At 53.7% G+C, this 20265-nt stretch carries 22 protein-coding genes and 1 pseudogene; 7 read left to right on the top strand and 16 right to left on the bottom strand.

Annotation, left to right across the window (positions count from 1 at the left end):
- Positions 1 to 116 precede the first annotated feature (116 nt).
- Both IOC61_RS01160 and IOC61_RS01155 read left to right on the top strand, forming a co-directional pair.
- Positions 117 to 467 (top strand): ABC transporter permease subunit, encoded by a 351-nt coding sequence (locus tag IOC61_RS01160; protein WP_229332849.1) that lies wholly within the window; start codon positions 117 to 119, stop codon positions 465 to 467.
- Entirely contained in the window at positions 467 to 1912 is a 1446-nt protein-coding gene (locus IOC61_RS01155) for an aldehyde dehydrogenase family protein (protein ID WP_195687060.1), read from the top strand. The genes IOC61_RS01160 and IOC61_RS01155 overlap by 1 nt, the downstream gene beginning before the upstream one ends.
- 213 nt (positions 1913 to 2125) lie before the next feature.
- Here the strand turns inward: IOC61_RS01155 and IOC61_RS01150 are convergent, their stop codons facing one another.
- From IOC61_RS01150 to lgt, 4 genes are all read right to left on the bottom strand, one after another.
- Positions 2126 to 3466, bottom strand: coding sequence for an APC family permease (locus IOC61_RS01150; protein WP_195687059.1), 1341 nt, complete (start codon positions 3464 to 3466; stop codon positions 2126 to 2128).
- Positions 3467 to 3601: 135 nt separating this feature from the next.
- A complete protein-coding gene (locus tag IOC61_RS01145; RefSeq protein ID WP_195687058.1) occupies positions 3602 to 4075 on the bottom strand; it encodes a hypothetical protein in 474 nt (157 codons plus the stop codon).
- A gap of 46 nt (positions 4076 to 4121) precedes the next feature.
- Positions 4122 to 4532 (bottom strand): cation transporter, encoded by a 411-nt coding sequence (locus tag IOC61_RS01140; protein WP_229332848.1) that lies wholly within the window; start codon positions 4530 to 4532, stop codon positions 4122 to 4124.
- 21 nt (positions 4533 to 4553) lie between these two features.
- Positions 4554 to 5354, bottom strand: a complete 801-nt coding sequence (lgt, locus tag IOC61_RS01135; protein WP_195687057.1) for a prolipoprotein diacylglyceryl transferase — start codon at positions 5352 to 5354, stop codon at positions 4554 to 4556.
- Between the two features lie 410 nt (positions 5355 to 5764).
- Between lgt and IOC61_RS01130 the strand changes: the two are divergent.
- Positions 5765 to 5938: pseudogene (locus IOC61_RS01130) on the top strand (IS3 family transposase); the annotation flags it as partial.
- A 77-nt stretch (positions 5939 to 6015) separates the two neighbouring features.
- On the opposite strand, the gene IOC61_RS01125 reads toward IOC61_RS01130, so the two are convergent.
- The 9 genes from IOC61_RS01125 to IOC61_RS01085 form a co-directional block, all read right to left on the bottom strand.
- Positions 6016 to 6159, bottom strand: coding sequence for a hypothetical protein (locus tag IOC61_RS01125; protein WP_195687056.1), 144 nt, complete (start codon positions 6157 to 6159; stop codon positions 6016 to 6018).
- Positions 6160 to 6256: 97 nt separating this feature from the next.
- Positions 6257 to 6670, bottom strand: a complete 414-nt coding sequence (locus IOC61_RS01120; RefSeq protein ID WP_195687055.1) for a hypothetical protein — start codon at positions 6668 to 6670, stop codon at positions 6257 to 6259.
- A 257-nt stretch (positions 6671 to 6927) separates the two neighbouring features.
- A complete protein-coding gene (locus tag IOC61_RS01115) occupies positions 6928 to 8100 on the bottom strand; it encodes a DcaP family trimeric outer membrane transporter (protein WP_267491264.1) in 1173 nt (390 codons plus the stop codon).
- A 172-nt stretch (positions 8101 to 8272) separates the two neighbouring features.
- The gene (locus IOC61_RS01110) at positions 8273 to 8689 is read right to left on the bottom strand and encodes a hypothetical protein (RefSeq protein ID WP_195687053.1); all 417 of its coding nucleotides are present in this window, start codon (positions 8687 to 8689) and stop codon (positions 8273 to 8275) included.
- 134 nt (positions 8690 to 8823) lie between these two features.
- Positions 8824 to 9594 (bottom strand): copper resistance protein B, encoded by a 771-nt coding sequence (locus IOC61_RS01105; protein WP_195687052.1) that lies wholly within the window; start codon positions 9592 to 9594, stop codon positions 8824 to 8826.
- A gap of 9 nt (positions 9595 to 9603) precedes the next feature.
- Positions 9604 to 11517: a copper resistance system multicopper oxidase gene (locus IOC61_RS01100; protein WP_195687051.1), complete on the bottom strand. Its 1914-nt coding sequence runs from the start codon at positions 11515 to 11517 to the stop codon at positions 9604 to 9606.
- Positions 11518 to 11590: 73 nt separating this feature from the next.
- Entirely contained in the window at positions 11591 to 12925 is a 1335-nt protein-coding gene (locus IOC61_RS01095) for a sensor histidine kinase (RefSeq protein ID WP_195687050.1), read from the bottom strand.
- Positions 12906 to 13571, bottom strand: coding sequence for a response regulator transcription factor (locus tag IOC61_RS01090; RefSeq protein WP_195687049.1), 666 nt, complete (start codon positions 13569 to 13571; stop codon positions 12906 to 12908). The genes IOC61_RS01095 and IOC61_RS01090 overlap by 20 nt, the downstream gene beginning before the upstream one ends.
- A gap of 9 nt (positions 13572 to 13580) precedes the next feature.
- Positions 13581 to 14078, bottom strand: a complete 498-nt coding sequence (locus IOC61_RS01085; RefSeq protein ID WP_195687048.1) for a cupredoxin domain-containing protein — start codon at positions 14076 to 14078, stop codon at positions 13581 to 13583.
- 204 nt (positions 14079 to 14282) lie between these two features.
- On the opposite strand from IOC61_RS01085, the gene IOC61_RS01080 reads away from it, so the two are divergent.
- From IOC61_RS01080 to IOC61_RS01065, 4 genes are all read left to right on the top strand, one after another.
- Positions 14283 to 14672 (top strand): hypothetical protein, encoded by a 390-nt coding sequence (locus IOC61_RS01080; RefSeq protein WP_195687047.1) that lies wholly within the window; start codon positions 14283 to 14285, stop codon positions 14670 to 14672.
- 80 nt (positions 14673 to 14752) lie between these two features.
- On the top strand, positions 14753 to 14905 hold the full coding sequence (locus IOC61_RS01075; RefSeq protein ID WP_195687046.1) for a hypothetical protein: 153 nt from the start codon (positions 14753 to 14755) through the stop codon (positions 14903 to 14905).
- Positions 14902 to 15342, top strand: coding sequence for a DUF411 domain-containing protein (locus IOC61_RS01070; protein ID WP_195687045.1), 441 nt, complete (start codon positions 14902 to 14904; stop codon positions 15340 to 15342). The genes IOC61_RS01075 and IOC61_RS01070 overlap by 4 nt, the downstream gene beginning before the upstream one ends.
- A gap of 928 nt (positions 15343 to 16270) precedes the next feature.
- Positions 16271 to 17179: a LysR family transcriptional regulator gene (locus IOC61_RS01065; RefSeq protein WP_195687044.1), complete on the top strand. Its 909-nt coding sequence runs from the start codon at positions 16271 to 16273 to the stop codon at positions 17177 to 17179.
- 93 nt (positions 17180 to 17272) lie between these two features.
- Here the strand turns inward: IOC61_RS01065 and IOC61_RS01060 are convergent, their stop codons facing one another.
- The 3 genes from IOC61_RS01060 to IOC61_RS01050 all read right to left on the bottom strand — a co-directional run bounded on the left by IOC61_RS01060 (position 17273) and on the right by IOC61_RS01050 (position 20150).
- The gene (locus IOC61_RS01060; protein ID WP_195687043.1) at positions 17273 to 18070 is read right to left on the bottom strand and encodes an ABC transporter permease; all 798 of its coding nucleotides are present in this window, start codon (positions 18068 to 18070) and stop codon (positions 17273 to 17275) included.
- Positions 18067 to 19341: an ABC transporter permease gene (locus IOC61_RS01055; protein ID WP_195687042.1), complete on the bottom strand. Its 1275-nt coding sequence runs from the start codon at positions 19339 to 19341 to the stop codon at positions 18067 to 18069. Before IOC61_RS01055 ends, IOC61_RS01060 begins: the two co-directional genes overlap by 4 nt.
- A 131-nt stretch (positions 19342 to 19472) precedes the next feature.
- A complete protein-coding gene (locus IOC61_RS01050) occupies positions 19473 to 20150 on the bottom strand; it encodes an extracellular solute-binding protein (protein ID WP_229332846.1) in 678 nt (225 codons plus the stop codon).
- Between the last annotated feature and the right edge of the window lie 115 nt (positions 20151 to 20265).

Genomic DNA, 20265 nt, shown 5'->3' with positions numbered 1-20265 from the left:
CAGCCCGATGACGACGACCCGGCCCCCTACAGCGTGGTGAACTTCCCGACGCTATCGGCGGCAGGTGCCACCGCGACGAAATCGACACTAATTTTTAACGATCTGTCCGAATCAGGTTGACAGGTTCCGGCCGCGCCTTCGGGCTGTCGCCCTTCCAGGTTCTCGTTCGGCTATGGCTCCCCCGGGCCCTACAGCTCTGTCTGCCCACGCTCACCGGGGAGATGATCCTGCTGCTCAAGTCGATCCCGCTGGTCTCCACTATCGCCCTGATGGACCTGCTGCAGGCCGCCAATATCATTCGCGACGAGACCTTCCTGGTCTACGAGCCACTGATGCTGATCGCGGGTATCTATCTCGCCACCACCGTGGTGCTGACGCTGATGCTTCGCCTGGTCGAGCTTAACTTTCCCGGCATGCAGCCGACTCGTCGACGCTGGCTGACCACGCACGGAACAGGAGTCCACTGATGCAACGCCTGAACGAGCAGTTTATCGATAACCAATGGGTTCCCAGCCGCGGCGGCACCCGGCTGACGATCGTCGACCCCTATCACGAGACACCGCTGGGCGAGATAACAGGCGGCGACCCGGCCGATGTGGACGCCGCCGTAGCCGCCGCTCGGCGGGCCCTTCCCGGCTGGCGTGCCACGCCGGCGGCCCGGCGCGGCGAGCGGCTCGCGGCCATCGCCGCGGGGCTCGAGCGGCGTCGCGAAACGCTGGCCACGCTATCGAGCCGCAACAACGGCAAGCCGCTGAGCGAGGCACGCCAGGACCTCGACGATGCCATCGACTGCTATCGCTACTACGCGGAAGCGGCGGCGGCCCTGGGCGAGCGCCAGGGCCGCCGCGAGGATGTCGGCCAGCCGGGACTGGCGGCCTATCGCTACTGGGAGCCGGTCGGGGTCGCCGGCCTTATCACGCCCTGGAACTTTCCCCTGGTCAGCAGTGCCTGGAAGCTGGCGCCGGCACTCGCTGCCGGCTGCACGGTGGTGTTCAAGCCCACGGAAGTAGTGCCCCTGCCGGAGCAGGTACTGTGCGAGATCGTGCTGGAGGCCGGCCTGCCACCCGGGGTGTTCAACCTGCTGAATGGCGATGGCCAGGGGATCGGCGCGCCCCTGAGTCAGCACCCCGGCATCGACAAGCTCTCCTTTACCGGCAGCAATCCGGTGGGCGAAGCCGTGATGCGGGCCGCCGCCAGCGGCGTGCGGCCGGTCTCGCTGGAGCTCGGCGGCAAGTCGCCGATCGTGGTCACCGAGGATGCCGACCTGACCCTCGCCCGTGACCTGGTGATCGCCGGCATCTGTTACAACGCCGGCCAGATGTGCTCGGCCACCAGCCGCCTGATCGTCCACGAGCGCCTGGCAGACCGGCTCTACGCTGCCGTCGATGCCGCCATGGCGGAGCTTCAGCCGGGGGACCCCCTCGCAGAAGAAACCACCCTGGGGCCCCTGGTCAATGCCAGCCAGCAGGAGCGGGTCAACCGCTATCTGGCCCAGGCCGAGGCGGAGGGGCTTCACAGCGAGACACCCACGCCGCCCATGCCCGAGCGCGGATGCTTCGTATCGCCTCGGCTATATCGGGATGTTCCCACGACCAGCCAGCTGTGGCGGGAGGAGATATTCGGCCCCGTGCTCTGCGCGCGCCGGGTTGCCAGCGACGAGGAGGCGGTCTCGCTGGCCAATGACAGCGACTACGGCCTTGCAGCCACCGTGGTATCGGGAGATCCGGACCGCGCCGACACCATCGCTCGGCGACTGGAGGCGGGCAATATCTGGTGCAACAGCGACCAGCTGGCGCCTCCCCAGGGCAACTGGGGAGGCATGAAGCGCAGCGGCATCGGCCGGGAGCTGGGCCAGGAGGGCCTGGAGGCATATCTCGAGACCAAGCGCATCACCCGTCCGGTTCCTCGCTGAACCTGGTGGCCCCTCGCGCCCTCTCGGCGCAGAGGCTGCCCTGGCGAAATAGAGATTCTTCGCACATTACAGTGATTCAGGTTGTAGAAGGGATGCTCTGCATCGCGATTGGGGCCGCCAGGCGCCTTGGTAGTGTTGCCCCGTCTTGTGGCATACCGGGAGACTTTTGGCCTCCAGTCATGAGACGGAGCCGAGACAGGCAAACCTGAAACTTCAATGAGAATGAGTCTTCTCGTTTGAAGCAGAATCCCCTGTACGAGACAGAAAGAATCGCTCGGCAAGCAAGATAGCCGCCATCACGACAAGAGCAACAATTAATACCAAATAATCTGTCGTAGCCTTTACCCACAGAAAACCTGCCAACACGACCATATCCAGAAGTATTGCAATCACTATCACGGTTGCGCTTGCTTCAATTTCCTTACGCAGATGACGCAACACTCCCCAATGGATACCTATATCCATAATTAAATAGAAAATGATGCCAAGCGCAGCGATACGACTAAGATCAAAGAATGCCGTCAAGATCAAGCCAAGCACAACTGTATAGACCAAGGTATGCTTCTGGATACTGCCTGGCATATGAAAGTGGCGATGTGGCACTAGCTTCATCTCCGTCAGCATCGCCAACATGCGAGAGACCGCAAATATACTGGCAATGATGCCCCCCGCGGTAGCAAGCATGGCGAGGATGACGGTGAACCAAACGGCGGCCTCTCCAAGAGCCGGCCGCGCTGCAGCCGCAAGTGAATAATCTTTAGTTTCGATGATTTCCGAGAGGGACAGGTTACTCGCAACGGCCAACCCCACCAGCGCATAGATCACGACGCAAAGACCGATAGATATCATGATCGCCCTGCCGACGTTGCGGTGGGGATCTTTTATCTCTGAACCACTGTTGGTGATCGTTGTAAATCCCTTGAAGGCCAGGATTCCCAACGCGGTTGCTCCCAGAAAGCCTGCAAGAGACCCCTCGGGCGCCGACACCGAGGTTTCCATGCCGACCGAGTCGGCAATTATGACACCAACGACCCCAAACAAGATGATCCCACCAATTTTTATGAACCCGAGTACTGACGCAACCCCCTGGATCATCTTGTTGGCAGAGAGGTTAAGTAAAAAAGCGGATATCAGCAACGCAACACCCAATAGGGGAACAAGCAGCGACCTATCCCTCACATCGAAAAGCTCTAGCGTGTAGGACCCGAAGGTTCTCGCTAAGAAGCTTTGCGCTATCACCATGGAAAAATACATTAGAAGCGCATGAAAAGCGGTGGTCAGCGTCGGCCCATAGGCTTTTTGGAGGTACATGCCAATACCACCAGCTGACGGGTAGGCATTGGACAGTTTCACATAGGAATAAGCACTGAAGGAGACGATGAGTGCCGCTGACAAGAAGGCTAATGGGAAAAGTTCTCCCGTCATCTCGGCCATCTGTCCCGTCAAGGCAAAAATACCAGCGCCAATCATGACCCCGGTACCTAAGGCAATCGCACCAATCAGAGAAAGGCTATTCTGCTCATACTGTGGGGTTCTATCCAGTGACTCCATCATCTCTCTCCTTGGGGTCATGAAACCGGACCCTACTCAGCGCCCTCTTGACATTCCGACACTCTCACGCTGACGAAGAGTAGAGTTTGCATTGGCAGATATAGGATCGAAGTGTAGAACCTATGTGCCACCCGATAGTCAAATCCTCTGTTTGGATACAGTTTCAGCTCCTAGCCGATGACGGCGCGACATCCACAACATCAGCGGCGGCAAGATCAACCATTGGAGCAACGGCGAGAGGCCCGTGCCCAACCACGGCACGCGGGGCATTAGCGGTGCATACTCCCAGCGTTGACTGACCAGCGTCGCGTACCACTCCATCGCCACCGTGATCCCGACACCCAGCAGCACGAAGCCCAAGCACTCCTTGGCCCCATAGCCCCGAAGCCAGTCACGACGTCGACGCCATACAGCCACCGACCAATACGCCATCAACGCAATTACCACATCGCCAAGCGCCGCCTGGGTACAAGTCTGCACGGCTTCCCAATGTGGCATCGCAGGCATGCCCGCATACAACGGAACCTGTAGAAACTCCCAAGGCAGATTCAGCAGAAAGGCAAAAAGCGCAACATGAGGCTCCGGGGCCGAACGGAATGAGCGTAGCTTCATGCAGCGTTCACCCTAAGGCTAGCCCGTGCAAGGTCATGACTGCCATTCAATGACAGCTCCAAGGCTCCTTATTGGCATTGTCCTTCACATTCTGATCGACAAACCGATAATGCTCCTCCTTGAAGCGGTTCCACCAGTCACGACTCATTTCGACCGCATGTTTGTCGAGGATATCTTCAACGCAGTCGAGGCAGAGACGTGTGGCATCATAGGCCAGGTGAAGCTTTCGTTTCTTCTCATCGAACGAAACACTGTCGAGCCCGTATAGCCCATCGATATCCACTACAGCCGCGTGAACCGCATTCAGGTCGCTGGAATAGAGCTTCAAGTGACGAGTCACTAGATTGACTTCAGATACTCCTAACCGGTGTTCTCGATGTTGTTTCATGACAACCCCCTTAAAGTTCAATGTCGTTGGCATTTCAGCCTTTGGCAATGCTATCGCCATGTCCAGCATGGTGCTCGTGCATCGAATTCATCATGAGGCGACCATTTGTTGTTCGCGACGATGTGCAGCAATGACCAGAAACGCTCCTGCTGCCAACATTGGCAACGTCAACAGCTGCCCCATGGTGAACCAACCAAAGGCGATGAAACCCAGCTGAGGATCGGGCAGGCGCACAAACTCCACGATGAAGCGGAAGATGCCGTATAGGAGCAGGAATAGCCCCGAGATAAGTCCTTGCGATTGCGGTTTCCGTGACAGCCACCACAGCACGGCAAACAGCACCACTCCCTCCAGGGCAAACTCGTAGAGTGCTGATGGGTGGCGCGGCTCGGAACCCAAACCCAACATGGGCGGAAAGACCATCGCCCAAGGCACTTCGCTGGCCCTCCCCGGCAACTCGTGAGTGATGAAGTTGCCCAGACGCCCGGCACCCAGACCGATCGGCACCAGCGGAGCGATGAAATCGGTCAGCTGAAGGTAGGCCAGGCGGTGACGTCGAGCGAACAGCCACGCGGCTATCAGAACACCGACAAGGCCCCCATGGAAACTCATGCCTCCTTCCCAGACCTTGAACAGCCACAAGGGGTTGGTCAGCAGCTGATCGAGACCATAGAACAGCACAAAGCCCAGTCGGCCCCCGATGATGACGCCCAGAGCGCCGTAGAAGATCAGATCACCGATATCATCGTGGGTCAGGCCGAGGCGGTTTGCTCGCCGCCGCCCCAGCCACCATGCAGTCGTCAGCCCCACCACGTACATCAGGCCATACCAGTGAAGCTGTACCGGTCCGAGGGAGAATGCCACTGGATCGATTTGTGGGTACGCAATCATGGCGATTTCCTCGCGACTTCAAGCCTCTACGAACCGTTCGACGTTACACCAGCGGGTTGGCTGCATCGTCAAGCGTGATCCCTTATGCCCAGCATAACCCCAAGGCCTGAACGCAAGCTGAATATGGGCTCACAAATCGCAAATCAATCTGGCGCTAGGCTCCGTCACTGGCAATCCTTACATCAATAATACGAATAACCGCTCGTGTTAGGCTGGGTGCCCTCAAGTATCGCATTCGAGCATCTCTCATGTGCCACCCAGCCTCGCCGATACTGTTAGTTAGAAATGGCTCACACGACTGCATTTCCACAGATAGTAGACACAAGGCAATACCAAAAGCGTCAATAAATATCACAGCACTGAACCGTCCCGGGATTCCCGGAGGCTCCAAACCTTGAGAGGATGGAGCCATGAACACCACCAAGCGATATACCCCTGAGGTCCGTCAGCGGGCGGTCCTCATGGTCTTTGAACACGAGGCTGACTATCCCTCGCAGTGGGCGGCCATCGATGCCATTGCCCCCAAGATCGGCTGCACTCCGGGGACGTTGCGCAGTTGGGACCGGCAGGCCGAGCGAGAAGCCCTGTATTATGAGCAACAGGGTCAGGCCAAGAAGACGGCCTGACTCAACCAGCGAGTCTCCGAGAAAGCCGGGGTGCTTCAATCCGTTTCATTTCCAGCAACAGCAATCGCTGGCATCCAGGCGACACCCAAGACACCGGTAAGTAACAATGCCGTCTTGATCACAGCGGCTTCCCAAGAAAAAGGGTTGCGCTCAGCAAAACACAGCGGCTTCAGCAACATAAATCATCAATCAGCGAACCACACCTATTCACCACTTATGACATCTTAAAAAAACATTGGAATAAGCGTTGGCCAGCATTGGCTGGCCAACTCTGAATCATTGAATATCTACATGTAGGCTGTATTGATGCATATCGCTGTCACCAAGCCCACCACTATCCCCTGAAACTATCAGGCGATATTCGCCTTGATCAAGCATCTCATCAATCGTGAAGTCTCCGTTTTGTGAATCTGCTTCCGCAATGACTTTCCCTGAATCACTCATCAACTTTGCCCTCATCCTAAGTGTAATACTTGATGATCCTGGAAAGTGGTCACTGGCGATTTTAACCTCTGAACTTTCGCTTAACGATAGTACATATTCATGTGGAAAGCCGCTGGTCAAAATCCCACCAGGATTGATCCCTTCCGTCAGCTGCCTGCCCTGGGATTCAGTATGACCAAAACTGGCAAGTGCGGGCGTAGCAACTATGCTAATGATGGCGGCGGCAAGTGCGAATTTGATTTTCATGTCAACCCTCTCTTCCTGTTTGGTAACAGGATCAGGATACGATTCCTACCTGAACTCACCCTTAACAACCAGCTTGTAAAACATGATCCAGGCCATTATTTTATTTCACGTAAATAGTCGTCAGTTCGCGCCTAAAAAATACGCAAAAAATGGCCTAGGCCACTTACTTGTACGCCTTGACTAGTACGCATAAAAAGCTTGGGCAGTCGCCCAAGCAATCGATCAAAACAGCTTCTTTGCTATACTACTAATTCATTCTAGAATTCATACTGGGCAGCCACCATCACACGGCTCGCATCTTCTTCACGACCATTGGCCAACTCCGTTGCGAAATATCCATACTCAACTCCATACATCAAACGCTCGCTGGGAGTCCACATTAAATTCAGAAAAGTATTCTTGTTCTTTCTACCAGCATTCCCCCCCACGGTAGTCTCACCTAAACCGACATCGGTATAGCCATGAGACGCGTTCAGTGAATATTGTGGCGACATTTGATAAGAAAAACCAATGGCCCCGCCATCGTCAGATAACGTTTTCAACTTGCCGTTAGTATCAACGTAGGCATCGGCACCGTTGAAGTAATCACCAGCCAGATAGAGGTAACTGTTCGCCCCCTCGCTGGCGCTCACGATCGCTCTCAAAGTCACCGGTCCAGCTTGATAGGCACCTGCGGCGAAGGCCCCATAGCCCATTTCCGTATCCTTCTCGCTGCCGGTATCGTACTTCAGCTGTCGGGCGATGCCGGCGATTGAATAGGAAAAGTCTCCGGAGTTGTCTTCGTAGCGCAGGCTGAATGCCGGCATCGATGATACGGCATCGTCATTATCTGGCAACGAGGCGTCTTCAGGCATAGAGCCGTCGATATTCTCCGCCAGCTGTGCCTTTGGATCCTCCGCAGCTATCGAGAATGCTCCCATGGTGTAGCGCAACTGGGCAAGACGTGTTCCATAGCCACCATAGCTTCCCGCTGTGCTGAAGAAATCCAATGTGGGCGTGGCGGCGACGAAGGTGTTGTAATTCGACCAGGTCTGTCCAGCAAGAATATCATTCCAGGAACCATAGGCATGTCGTAACCTGAAGCGCGCATTATCATCGTTATAGGACCAGAAGTCCCCTTCGATGACGGTGTCAAGCGTACTTCCCTCGACAGGTGTACTGGTCCGAAAGCCGATACGGCTCTGGGTAGCTGATACTTGCAACTGATCTCCGACATCCTCGTCATCTGACCCTGCGACTTCAGCAAAGTAACCTTCGTTAGCCGATCCGGCATCCCGATCGAAATTATAGGTCATGTTCAGCCTGGCGTAACCATAAAGCCCTACCGTGGTCTCTCCCACTTGGGTTTCCAAGGCCTGCGTAGAAGTCGCCCCCGTTGCCAAGGCCATAGCCGCCAAGCTTCCTAGGGAGGACTTTTTGTTATTCCACATAATGACACCTCAGTGCAGACTATATTGTACTTAATGTCGTATGCTACGACTTTTTTAGACTAGCATCGGTTTCTGAACCTACGCTGAACACTACGCCTCGAAATGCGTCTCAAATAAAAAGGCCAGCTTTACGCTGGCCCTTTCTATCCAACCAAGTTCTCGCTTTACTTCTTTAATAGGAGACGTGTAGGTCGTACCGGTTACTAGTATTTTCGTGGCCCGAACCCGCTGAAGTTCCCGAGACCTCTAGCTGGTAATTGCCAGGCTCCAGCTGTCGAGTGAGCTGGAAGTGGCCTTGCGGGCTGGAATCCTCCGCCACAGGGTTGCCATTATCGTCATACAATGTCGCTTTGATATTGACTCCCTGGCTCGATACTCCCGAGAAATGCATGCTACTCACTCTCAGCGTGGTGGGATGATCAATATTGATCTGGAAGCGGTCCGGAACTCCATTTGTCAGGATTTGCGTATCGGATGTCCCTCTTTCCAGAACCGGCAACCCTTGGGCACCGTGCCCTACATCGGCCAGAACGGGCATTGAGAGTGCACTCGTCACTACCACTCCAAATGTGATTGCTTTAAGTTTCATCAGAGGTCCCTCCTTATTGGTGACATCCTCATGATAGGTGGGGAACTTGAAATGAAACTGAAAATCCCGTCGGAAATCATGAAAAAAACGCCACCTTCCGGTGGCGCAAGCATCGAAAAAAAACACAATTAACGTCAGAACATCAACCTGACTCCGGCCACAACACCGGTATCTTCCGTGGCATCACCGCCAGCACGCGAGAGGTCGGCGGTATCGCCATATTGCTTCTCCCAGTAGCCACCCACGTAAGGAGCGAACCGCCGGGTCACCTCGTAACCCAAACGCATGCCGACGCGCACCGAGTTGAGCCCCTCACCGACGCCAAACTCTTCAACCTCGCTGGCGGCCACGGCAATCTCGGTGCGCGGCTGCAGATAAAGGCGTTGCGTCAGGCGCAGGTCGTACTCGCCCTCGAAACTGGCCGAGACGTCGCCTTCGTCGCTAACCTGTAACGCCACGTCGGTCTCGATGCCGTAGGGCATGACGCCCTGCAGGCCAAGCACGCCATAAGTGCGCTCGGCGTGGTCGTCGGAGAAGACGCCGCCTTGGTAGCCGACGCCACCCTGGAGCTCCCAGAAGTCGGCGACGAGCCGGCTATAGAGCAGTTCCAGGGACTCGAACTCGGCATCCTCGCCGTCGCCCTGGACGTTATCGCCCTCGGACTTCAGGTAGACCCGATTGACGTCACTGCCGTACCAGGCCTGGAAGTCCCAAACCACGGCCTCTTCCCCCTTGTCGGGCACGGCATACTCGAGCCTGTCGAACAATGCCATGCCCATGTTGTGCTCCACAATCGGTGACGGCCAGCCAGCCGGCGCATCGTAGCCATCCTTGGCCTGGGCAACGGAAAACGTGGTCGTGGCCAGTAGGACACCTACGGCGGTCAGTGGGGTTCTGTTATTCATGCCTTCTCCTTACGAAACCTTGACGACCCGGAACATGCCAGCATCCATGTGGTAGAGCAGATGGCAGTGGAAGGCCCAGCTGCCCTCGGCATCGGCGGTAATCAGCGCGGAGACGCGCTCGCCCGGCTTGACGTTGAGGGTGTGCTTGCGGGGAATCAGCTCACCGTGGCCGTTTTCCAGCTCCATCCACATGCCGTGGAGGTGGATAGGGTGTTCCATCATGGTGTCGTTGATCAGGATCAGGCGCAGGCGCTCGTCCTTCTCGAAGTGGATGGGGCCCGTTACCTCGCTGAACTTCTTGCCGTCGAACGACCACATGTAGCGCTCCATGTTGCCGGTGAGATGAAGCTCCAGCTCACGCTGCGGTTCGCGGCGATCCGGCCAGGGGGTGAAGGCCTTGAGGTCGCGATAGACCAGCACCCGGCGCGTGTCGGGATCGATGCCGATACCGGCCTGGTCATAGCGAGAGCCAGGCTGCGCCGCCCCTGCCGCCAGCATGCCATTGGCGTTCATCCTGTTCTGTTCACCTGACAAGCCCTGCATGTTGGCGTGGTCCATGCCCTGCATGTCCGAGCCGTTCATGCTGGAATGATCCATGCCCTGCATGTTGCTGTGGTCCATGCCCCGCATGTCCGAGCCGTTCATGCTGGAATGATCCATGCCCTGCATGTTGCTGTGGTCCATGCCCCGCATGTCCGAGCCGTTCATGCTGGAATGATCCATACCCTGCATGTCTGAGCCGCCCATCCCGGAGTGGTCCATGCCCTCCATGCCGTGGGCCCCCATGGCCTCCATGCCACGGTCGGCGATCTGGCGACGTTCAGGAATCTCCGCGGCCATGCCCTCGCGGGGCGCCAGAGTGGCCCGGGCGTAGCCGCTGCGATCCATGGCCTCGGCGAAGATCGTGTAGGCGGTGTCGTCCTTGGGGGTGACCAGGACGTCATAGGTCTCGGCCACGCCGATGCGAAACTCGTCGACAGGCACCGGCTGCACCGGCTGGCCGTCTGCGGCTACCACGGTCATCTTGAGCCCCGGGATGCGCACGTCGAAGTAGGACATGGCCGAGCCGTTGATTACCCGCAGGCGAACCCGTTCACCGGCCTGGAACAGCGCCGTCCAGTTCTCCTCGGGCGACTGGCCATTGAGCAGGTAGGTATAGGTGCTGCCGGTGACGTCGGCGATATCGCGAGAGCTCATGCGCATCTGCGCCCACATGCCGCGCATCTCGGCGGTGGCGGCGAAGCCCTTCTCACGCACGTCGGCGAAGAAGTCGGCGATGGTGCGCTCCTGGAAGTTGTAGTAGCCCTCGGCGGTCTTGAGGTTGCGGAACACCGACATCGGGTCCTCATAGGTCCAGTCGGTGAGCAGCAGCACGTGTTCGCGGTCGTAGCGGAACGGCTCACGCCCGGCGGCGTCGATGACCAGCGGGCCGGCATGGCCAAGCTGCTCCTGGAGGCCGGAGTGGCTGTGATACCAGTAGGTGCCGTTCTGGCGCACCGGGAAGCGGTAGGTGAAGGTCTCGCCCGGGGCGATGCCGGGGAAGCTTACCCCCGGCACGCCGTCCATCTCGGGCGGCAGGAGCAGGCCATGCCAGTGGATGGACGTGGGCTCATCGAGCAGGTTGGTGACCTTGAGTACCGCATCCTGACCTTCCTTGAGACGGATCATCGGACCAGGGCTGGTACCGTTGATGCTGATTGGCCGCGCCTCCTTGCCGTCGATCAGGATCGACTCCCGCCGGATGGCCAGCGATACCTCGGGGCCCTCCTCGACTCCCTTGGAGTAGGCATTGGTCCGGCCCCAGGGGTTGGCCCAGCTAGGACGCAGGCTCAGGGCCGCTGCCGATCCAAGACCAAGCGCAGCCCCGCCTTTCAGGATCTGACGACGTGAAAGCGGGTGCGTGATGACGCGCGAGTTTGCCATGTGTGACTCCCGTCAATGTTTGTCGCGGGCCAGTGTGAAGCACGAACCTGAAACAGGCCTGAAAATTTCACCATCAGGTGGGGGATTCCTTGATGGGAACCTCCATCTCCACACACAAGCCACCCAATGCGCTAACTCGGTAGCTCACCTCTCCGGTATAGCGCGTCATGAGCTGCCCCAGAATAGACAGGCCAAGACCATACCCGGGATGACGTTCATCCAATCGCCGGCCACGTTGACCAAGGCGAGGCAGGTCATCTGCTGCAATGCCAGGGCCATCGTCCTCGACGGTAATCCTGAGGCCATCATCGATCACAATTCGACAATCCACTCTGCTGCTGGCCCACTTACCGGCATTGTCAAGCACAATCCCCAGCATCTCTGAAAAATCCTGAGATTCAATGGGCACTCGTTTTTCGATCTCCTCCGGAAGCCTCATCGTGAAATCAATATTTGGGTAAAGACCTCGAAACATATCGATCAATCTTGTGCAATCACGATGGAGGTCAGACATACGCCCTGCATTCGGGCCCGCAATCCTTGACCGCCTAAGCTCTGCATCCAGTTGAGCATGTATTTCTTCAAGTCGCTGAACCAGTTTTTTACGCCGAACATCGTCAATAGGTCGCGCCCCTTGCAACACCTGGGTTACCGCCGCGAGCGGCGTCTTGAGTGCGTGAGACAAGTTCGCCACCGAGTCACGGGAACGTTGCAAGCGACTATCAATTTCATCCATGAATCGATTGAGCTGGATAACCAAGCTATCAAGCTCAGAAGGAACTTCCAAGGATAGGCGATCTCGATCTCCAGTCCGAAGTTCTCCAAGCTGATCTCGGAGTCGTGAGAGAGGTATCAAACCACGATTGACCGCCAGAATATTCAGCATCACCAGGAGTAATAACAGAACTGCCGCAATAGCCGCTACCCACCAGTGAAGCTCATGCAGCCCCGCATCTAGCTGAGAAAAATCTTCACCAACCAGCAACACCCCACGCTCTTCCTCTAAAGAGAAAGGCCGTCGATATACCAATAAGTGTTGCTCTCCATCCCTGACTTCCACGAGATCATCTCTGGTATCATCCAGTAAGAAGTCTAGCGCCTCCACCCAGCGGGGGTCTGAAGATGAGGTATCGTTTCCTAAGCGAAGAACGTACAGGTGGTGAAAGGCCTGAAAACCGTGGCTCGCGGAATCCAGCACGTCAGGGGCTGAAATATCATCCTGCTTGACTTGCTCGATTGCATGCTCGGCCTCACGCTTCAGGCGCTCTCCGAGAAAATCTCGCGCCAGGTCTTGAAGCAAGATACCATGCAACAGCCATGTAGCCCCGGTCACGATGATGGCAATACCAGAGAGCCAGCCTAGCAAGCGGATTCGCAGGCTTCGTCGGTCAATGCGTAACAAAGACATATCCCTGCCCACGGCGAGTCTGAATGACAGACTTTCCTACGTGCCGTCGCAGTCTGGAAATATATACTTCAATAATATTAGGCGACGCCGCATCTTGATCCAATGCATAAAGTTGCTGGAGGAGACGCTCCTTAGAAAGGACTTGGTCCGGATGATGCATAAAATATCGCATTAACGCGAATTCGGTGCCGGTCAGGGACTGCCAAGCATCCCCGTTAACGCTGACACATCTGCTGGCCTCATCCAACGTAATACCATTGAGAGCAAGCTCATGGGACATGCTGCCAGATTTCCTGCGCAGTAGTGCCCTGATTCTGGCGATGAGCTCGGGCTCATGAAAGGGCTTCGTCAGGTAATCATCAGCCCCCCCCTCAAGGCCCACGACCTTATCTTCCCAGGTATCTCGTGCAGTCAAAATCAGAACAGGAAAGCTGTGTCCCGCTTTACGCCACTTCTTGAGCAAATCCAGGCCTGAACCGTCTGGAAGGCCGAGATCGAGGATTGCCAGTTCATAATGCTCGGTTGCCATCAGATACCTGGCCACTTTGAGCGAAGCGGCCAGATCGACCCGATAACCGTTGTCCTTGAGACTCTCGGCCAGGCTATCGGCGAGCAGATCGTCATCTTCAAGAAGCAACAGTTTCATGTGATAGATTCACCCTTGGAAATCAATATTCCCGAACATGCCCGACTCGTAATGGCCCGGTATGTTACAGGCGTACTCCAGGACGTCGACATTCCGGGGGGCAGTCCATACGAGTTCTGCCGTCTCGCCCGGGGCAATGGTCACGGATGGCATGCTGCCACCATGCTCGCCCTCGGCCATGCCATGGCCTCCGTGACTACCGTGACCACCGTTGCCATGGCTCCCCCCCATCTCCTGCATCATCTCTCGGTGGGATTCCTGAGCCTCGGCGTCGCCGATGACGAACTCATGCTCGAGATTACCGGTGTTGACGATCTCGAACTTGATGGTTTCACCCGGTGCGATATCGAGGCTCCCGGGGTTGAACCACATGTCGCCCGCCTCGAAGCGAATGGTGCGATCGATATCGGCACCACTCACCTTTTCGTGAGAGCCGCCGTGCTCACCGGCAGCGAATGCCGTGCTCGTGGTCAGGCCCAGAGCCAGGGCCAGCAATGTCTTGCGCATGATATTACCTCGTTGAGTTGCGTTGGGTGAGATTCATTTGTAACGCACAAACCTGAAAACAGGCTGAACTCAGCGAAAGAAAAATGCTGTAAACCTCTTCACACCTTGACCTCGGTGCTACCCATAGGTTGTAAGCTCATAACTGAAACCATGATTGCCTGCCCGGGCCTGGTAAGGCAAATCGCCACCCGGCGGGCATGCTCCATGCCATCTCGCTCGACATTGCGCTGGGTCAATGTGATTGATCGCATGACGAGCACAGAATGGCGCAAGGAAGACAAGGGAACCACCATGACCATATCGGCCGGATCGCAGCACCGTGCAAGAGGAGGACGCCTACTGGCGTTGCTGCTCGCGGTACTGCTGTCGGTGTCCGGCCTGGTCGCCCAGGCGGCCATGGATAGCTGCGCTGCTGACTGCAGCACGGCCGAGGTCGAGATGTTCGATTTCGCTGCCTCTGACTGCGCCGGCTGTGTGGCCATGCCGGCGCTCCCTCTCATCTTCCCGCCCCCTCCGGATACCCTGGCCGACACCGACGGCGCGGCCGTGGTCGAATTCATCGCCCCACCACCTCGCGAACCTCCAAGGCCCTGACTCCTTCCCCGCTATCGCGATGACGCCGACACACCGGCCATCGATCGGCTGTATGAATCATCATCATCAGGAGTCTTACCATGTTCAGTAATCAATGCTTCGCTCTGATGGGCTCAATGGGCTGGATGGGATGGCTGATGCCGCTGACCTTCCTGCTGCTACTGGGCCTCGGCATCCTCGCCCTCGCCAAGTATCTCTTCATGCCCCATCGTTCCCGGGAGGATCGCTCATGAACCGCTTCGCCTCTACGCTGCTCTTTTCCTCCGCCCTGCTGGTAGGCGCTGGCACCGCTCAGGCTGCCTCGCCAACCGAGGCCACCCTCTACAAGAACCCCCAGTGCGGCTGCTGCGACGAGTACGCACGCCAGCTCGAGGAGCGCGGGGTCAGCGTCACCATCGTCGACGACGTGGAGCTGGGCAAGGTCAAGGAGCGCGTCGGCCTGCCCTACGGGCTCGGTGCCTGCCACACCATCGAGATGGGTGATTACGTGATCGAGGGGCATGTTCCCTTCGCGGCCATGGAGAAACTCTTCGAGGAGCGCCCCGACACCGATGGCATCGGCCTGGCCGGCATGCCCATCGGCACCCCCGGCATGCCGGGACCAAAGCAGGAGGACTGGAACGTCTACCAATTCCGCGACGGGGAGGCCACCCCCTTCATGACCCTGTAATCCGACATCCACGTAGTAGTTAAGAAGCAACCGCTTCCCACTTAAAGGAAGCGGTTTTTTGGGTTCTTCGTCGTTTCATGTGGACCTGGCCTGATCGAAAAGGCGCCTCACCGAGGAGCCAATCGGGTAGATCATGACGATGAAGTTGGCTTCGTTTCGGTAACCACGTGCTGCGACCGAGCGGCCTCCTCTGGGCGCGTCACAAGGGTCGACAGGAGAGGCCCAGGAAGCGCTGGCAGGGAAAGCGAGCAGGAATTTTACGCGGACAACAAAAAACCGCCTCTCGGGCGGTTGGGGAATCGCGCTAGGCGATTGAAATATCATGCTTTAAATGGTGCCGACACCAGGAGTCGAACCCGGGACCTACTGATTACAAGTCACACCACTTAAAAAGCCCGAAAAAACAAGGTGCTACGCAGCACGAAAGGCTTCGTGAAATGCTTACAGGGACAACCTGAGAACCAGGGTTTATCACCAGCATCACACGGCATCATCAGATAGCTATTGAAGGGGACCACGCCTCAGCTGTCAACCTGCATCTAACTAGTTTAATTCAGACTATGGTACAAGAGGAGTCGGCAGGCCACATGATGAAGTGCCCTTTCCAAAACTGCACCAACGAAGTGCAATCATCAGGAAGGTAGGAGGATGCCGTTCAAGAACTGACCCCACCACCCTTGGACCGCGAAGCGCAAAGCCACCGTGATCACCGACACTTTCAAGGGCAAGGGTTACTACCCCCCCAAAAAATAGACACCCCTAATTACTATTGACAAAATACGCGCACCCTGATAATCACTCAGCACACCTCGTGTAACAGCCACCCTAGCAGGTATGGCAGATTACGCATCACTTTCTCAGCTTGACAAGCTATGCACTCAACGTGAAGCTCACTTCAAAGTTTTTAAACCAAAACAAAGCAGAAGCCATGAAGAAACTAAACAATGTAACAGATTACGAAATAAGGCTAATCCGGGTTTTCAAAGCTGTTGTTGAGTGTGGAGGAATAACTGCCTCCGAGCTTTCACTAAACAAAAGAAAGTCAGCAATAAGTACCGACATTTCCGATTTGGAAAAACGACTAGGAATGACTTTATGCAATAGAGGAAGATCTGGATTTTCACTAACTCCTGAGGGAAACAAAATCTACAAGGCCTCTTGCACCCTTCTTAACAACATAGATCACTTTAGAAATGAAGTTCAGAAGGCTCAAATCGATATTAGCGGAGAGCTTGTTTTGTATGTTTCTGATAATGCAGTATGGGATGAAAGGCTAAAACTCTCCCAAGCCATATCAGAATTCCACATGAACCACCCAAACTCTTACATAAAAATACTTTCTGGAGACCCTATCCAAGTGGAGCAAGCGATACTCAGTGGTAAAGCGGACCTTGGTATTAACGTAATACCAAGAGTATCAAGCAGCCTTAACATTACAAAGCTTTTCGATGAGAAATTATATTTGTACTGCGGCTTCGGACACCCATTATTTAGCACCCCTGATGAGGACATCACAGTAGAAAAGACTCAAAAATACAACTTTATAGAAATAGTCACAATGAATGACGAAGCTATTATAGATTACATGTCTAAAGTTAATATAACAGCATCTGCAAAAAACTTAGATATGCGCGCATCAATGATATTAAGCGGATATTATCTGGGTTTTCTTCCTCCCTACATGGGGAAAAAGTGGCTATTAGAAGGAAAAATGAGAGCAGTACTCCCGGAAAAAATTCATACATCAAACGCAGTATGCCTATTGACAAAAAAGAGCCAAGAGCATAATCCTGCAAGAGAAATATTTTCTAATATCTATAAAAAAATAGCTGGTTAACGCCTCACTCGATCCGTGCCAAAAGGTAAGCCAGACAGGTCCACTGCCTGGCTTAACCAAATTAACTTTAATCAAAAAAATAAAAACTAATAATCACCTCCTTCTTTTCAAAGCTTCTAATGCTAGCAAAAGAATTGCCGAGAACAAAGTTAGAAGCGTAGCCACTGCCACAATCGCAGGCGTTATATTTTCTCTAAGCCCAGCAAACATTTGTATAGGAAGAGTTCTTTGTTCAGGGCCGGCTATGAAAAGAGAAACAACCACTTCGTCAAAGGAAATTGCAAAGGCAAATAAAGCTCCGGCTAGAACACCAGGCATTATCAAAGGGAGAACAACTTTAAAAAACACTCCCGTGGGGTTAGCGCCTAGATTTTGCGCTGCTTTAACCAAAGTAAAATCAAAGCCGCGAAGAGTTGCGTTAACCGTGATAAAAACGAAAGGAGTACCCAAAAGGGTGTGGCTTAACACCATTGAAGTATAAGTAGCCACGATACCTAGCTCCGCAAAGAAAAAATAGAGCCCGACCGCAGAGATTATTATGGGAACAGCCATAGGTGATATTATCAATGCACTAACGAGTTTTTTCCCAGGAAAGTCAGCCATATTAATGCCTAAAGCTGCCAGAGTCCCTAATATGACAGCCAAAGTCGTGGCCAACACACCTATCACCAAACTATTCTTGAGTGAAGAAACCCAAGCACTAGAACTAATCACTTCTTGATACCAGCGTAGCGAAAATCCATCAGAAGGATAGCTCAAAAAATCACTTGGGTTAAATGAAACAGGGAGGATAGCAACCAAAGGCAAATTCATAAAGCCTAGTACAGCAATAGCAGAAGCCATATAAGCCAGCCTAGATGCCTTACCAATCTCTGTATATGCTTTAATCATGATTTGACTCTTTCTTCTTTAGAGGAGCTCAGGTTTATATAAAGATAAAACAAGATCAAGCTAATAACAAAAAGTACCACTCCTAAAGCAGAAGCAAGACCCCAGTTCATTGAGGTGTTCGTGTAGTAAGCAATAAAGTAACTAAGCATCTGGTCACCTGCTCCGCCGACGAGTGCAGGCGTTATGTAGTAGCCTAACGATATAACAAAGCATAAAAGGCATCCCGCAACTATTCCAGGTAGTGCAAGAGGAATATACACTTTCAAAAAGGCTTTTACCGGCGTAGCGCCAAGGCTAATTGCTGCCCTAAAGTAAGAAGGGGGGATATTTTTCATAACGCTATATAAAGAAAGAATCATAAAAGGAAGCAACAAATGTGTCATTGCTATATAAACTGCTGGACGAGCATAAAGAATTGAAAGGGGCTCACTAATCACTCCTAAGCCTTGAAGCAGGTTATTTGCGAGTCCATTTTTCTGCAGCAAAACCATCCAGGCGCTAGTTTTCACAAGCAAAGATGTCCACAACGGGAGCAGCACAAATATCAGCATAATGCGTGAAGTCTTCTCGGAAGAATTCGCGATAAGATGAGCCAAAGGGAATCCCAAGGCAAGACACGTTAAAGTAACAACAAAAGATATAAACAATGTCTTAATCAGTATCCCAAAATATATTGCGCTACTTTCATCAACCTTAGCAAGACTTCCTTCATTATTTATTTTTAGGTCGAGAGACTGCAAAAGATACTTACTTGTCATAATAGAGGAGGCTCTTTTTATTGCCTGCCATGTTGAAACCTCCCCCCACCTTGAGTCAACATTTAAAAGCAAAGCCTTAGCTTCACTTGGCGTAGTGAATGAGTCCTTTTTTACCTTTCTCCCCGTACGGCTCAACAAACTTCTCATACCCGATTTTTCATAATTCAGCCTTCTTGCAACTGCTGCTAAACCGCGCTCAGAAGAAGATATAACGATATCGTTTGCAACTGCGAAAAAAATATCGTCAGAAGGAAGGTCATGCCCTGGCCAGTTTTGTATTACCTCAGGAGTATTATGCCATGCTTGGACTAGCTCCGAGTCAACAATGCTATTCTTAAACATTACCACAATAGGAAATACAAACATACTAACAGAAAACATAAGCAGAGGAAAAACCAATGCAAAAGCTTTGATTTTCTTTAATCTCTCGCTTTTTTTATAGCCCTTTCTTAAGCTTAGCTCTCGACCTAGTCGTAATGTTGGGTTTTGGTCTGATTTTTCTGCGAGTTCCATGGCCAGCCCTTTTGATATTTACTAATAATAGACCTATAGTAATTAGAAAAAATCACCTATAGTCATACCAATTATCGGAAAGTAGCGTGCTAAAGTTTTGTGGGCAGCGCGTAGGCTGCCCACAAAGAGGGCTACTTAGATATCATAAAGTTAAACCTTTCATTGAGCTCGTCTTGAAAGTCAACCCAAAAGTATGTGTCCTCCCTCAAGCCCACAGCTATATTATCATCAGAGCCAGGAAGATATGCTTTTATATCGCCCTCTAATTTTTCTAGTGCAGCTTTATTCGGCACTCCATAAGGCATAAGCTTAGGGTACTCGGTTGCAGGCTGCTCAGAACTAGCGTAATTGATGAATTCAAAAGCTAAATTCTTATTATCGCCACCCTTAATTACTGCCCATGAGTCTACACTATAGAGTTGACCGTCCCATACAATTCCATAGCTATACCCATCTTCAATAGCGCTTGCAATCCGCCCCGTATATGAACTTGTCATAACCACATCTCCGGAAGCAAGCCATTCAGGTGGCTGAGCACCAGCTTCCCACCATTGAATATGAGGCTCAAGTTCCTCAAGCTTTTCAAAAGCTCTATCAATTCCGGCCTGAGTCATTAACAGATCATATACTTCCTCTCTCTTAACCCCATCTGCCATCAAAGCAAATTCTAAATTACCTTTTGCCCCTTTCCTTAATCCTCTTTTTCCTGGAAACTTTTCAACATCCCAAAAGTCCGCCCAGCTTGTAGGGGGCTCATCCAGTTCTGAATTATTATATGCTAATGCAGTAGCCCAAACCCTGTGTGTCAACCTGCATCCATACACCGGCTCAGTGAGTTAAGCTCAATATCAGAGCCCGAGGTTCAGGAGCCCGTATCATGCCGAAACCGCCAACCGAGCTGCCCGATCATCAGGTCACGCCAAA

This window comes from Halomonas sp. KAO, from assembly GCF_015595025.1.
Classification (GTDB): Bacteria; Pseudomonadota; Gammaproteobacteria; order Pseudomonadales; family Halomonadaceae; genus Halomonas.
The sequence above is the reverse complement of the archived record's forward strand: the minus strand, read 5'-3'. Positions and strand labels throughout refer to the sequence as shown.

Coding starts and splice junctions, on each gene's coding strand:
- IOC61_RS01155 (WP_195687060.1), top strand. CDS start 467: ATGCAACGCCTGAACGAGCAGTTTATCGATAACCAATGGGTTCCCAGC.
- IOC61_RS01150 (WP_195687059.1), bottom strand. CDS start 3,466: ATGATGGAGTCACTGGATAGAACCCCACAGTATGAGCAGAATAGCCTT.
- IOC61_RS01145 (WP_195687058.1), bottom strand. CDS start 4,075: ATGAAGCTACGCTCATTCCGTTCGGCCCCGGAGCCTCATGTTGCGCTT.
- IOC61_RS01140 (WP_229332848.1), bottom strand. CDS start 4,532: ATGCTGGACATGGCGATAGCATTGCCAAAGGCTGAAATGCCAACGACA.
- lgt (WP_195687057.1), bottom strand. CDS start 5,354: ATGATTGCGTACCCACAAATCGATCCAGTGGCATTCTCCCTCGGACCG.
- IOC61_RS01125 (WP_195687056.1), bottom strand. CDS start 6,159: ATGTTGCTGAAGCCGCTGTGTTTTGCTGAGCGCAACCCTTTTTCTTGG.
- IOC61_RS01120 (WP_195687055.1), bottom strand. CDS start 6,670: ATGAAAATCAAATTCGCACTTGCCGCCGCCATCATTAGCATAGTTGCT.
- IOC61_RS01115 (WP_267491264.1), bottom strand. CDS start 8,100: ATGTGGAATAACAAAAAGTCCTCCCTAGGAAGCTTGGCGGCTATGGCC.
- IOC61_RS01110 (WP_195687053.1), bottom strand. CDS start 8,689: ATGAAACTTAAAGCAATCACATTTGGAGTGGTAGTGACGAGTGCACTC.
- IOC61_RS01105 (WP_195687052.1), bottom strand. CDS start 9,594: ATGAATAACAGAACCCCACTGACCGCCGTAGGTGTCCTACTGGCCACG.
- IOC61_RS01100 (WP_195687051.1), bottom strand. CDS start 11,517: ATGGCAAACTCGCGCGTCATCACGCACCCGCTTTCACGTCGTCAGATC.
- IOC61_RS01095 (WP_195687050.1), bottom strand. CDS start 12,925: ATGTCTTTGTTACGCATTGACCGACGAAGCCTGCGAATCCGCTTGCTA.
- IOC61_RS01090 (WP_195687049.1), bottom strand. CDS start 13,571: ATGAAACTGTTGCTTCTTGAAGATGACGATCTGCTCGCCGATAGCCTG.
- IOC61_RS01085 (WP_195687048.1), bottom strand. CDS start 14,078: ATGCGCAAGACATTGCTGGCCCTGGCTCTGGGCCTGACCACGAGCACG.
- IOC61_RS01080 (WP_195687047.1), top strand. CDS start 14,283: ATGCCATCTCGCTCGACATTGCGCTGGGTCAATGTGATTGATCGCATG.
- IOC61_RS01075 (WP_195687046.1), top strand. CDS start 14,753: ATGTTCAGTAATCAATGCTTCGCTCTGATGGGCTCAATGGGCTGGATG.
- IOC61_RS01070 (WP_195687045.1), top strand. CDS start 14,902: ATGAACCGCTTCGCCTCTACGCTGCTCTTTTCCTCCGCCCTGCTGGTA.
- IOC61_RS01065 (WP_195687044.1), top strand. CDS start 16,271: ATGAAGAAACTAAACAATGTAACAGATTACGAAATAAGGCTAATCCGG.
- IOC61_RS01060 (WP_195687043.1), bottom strand. CDS start 18,070: ATGATTAAAGCATATACAGAGATTGGTAAGGCATCTAGGCTGGCTTAT.
- IOC61_RS01055 (WP_195687042.1), bottom strand. CDS start 19,341: ATGGAACTCGCAGAAAAATCAGACCAAAACCCAACATTACGACTAGGT.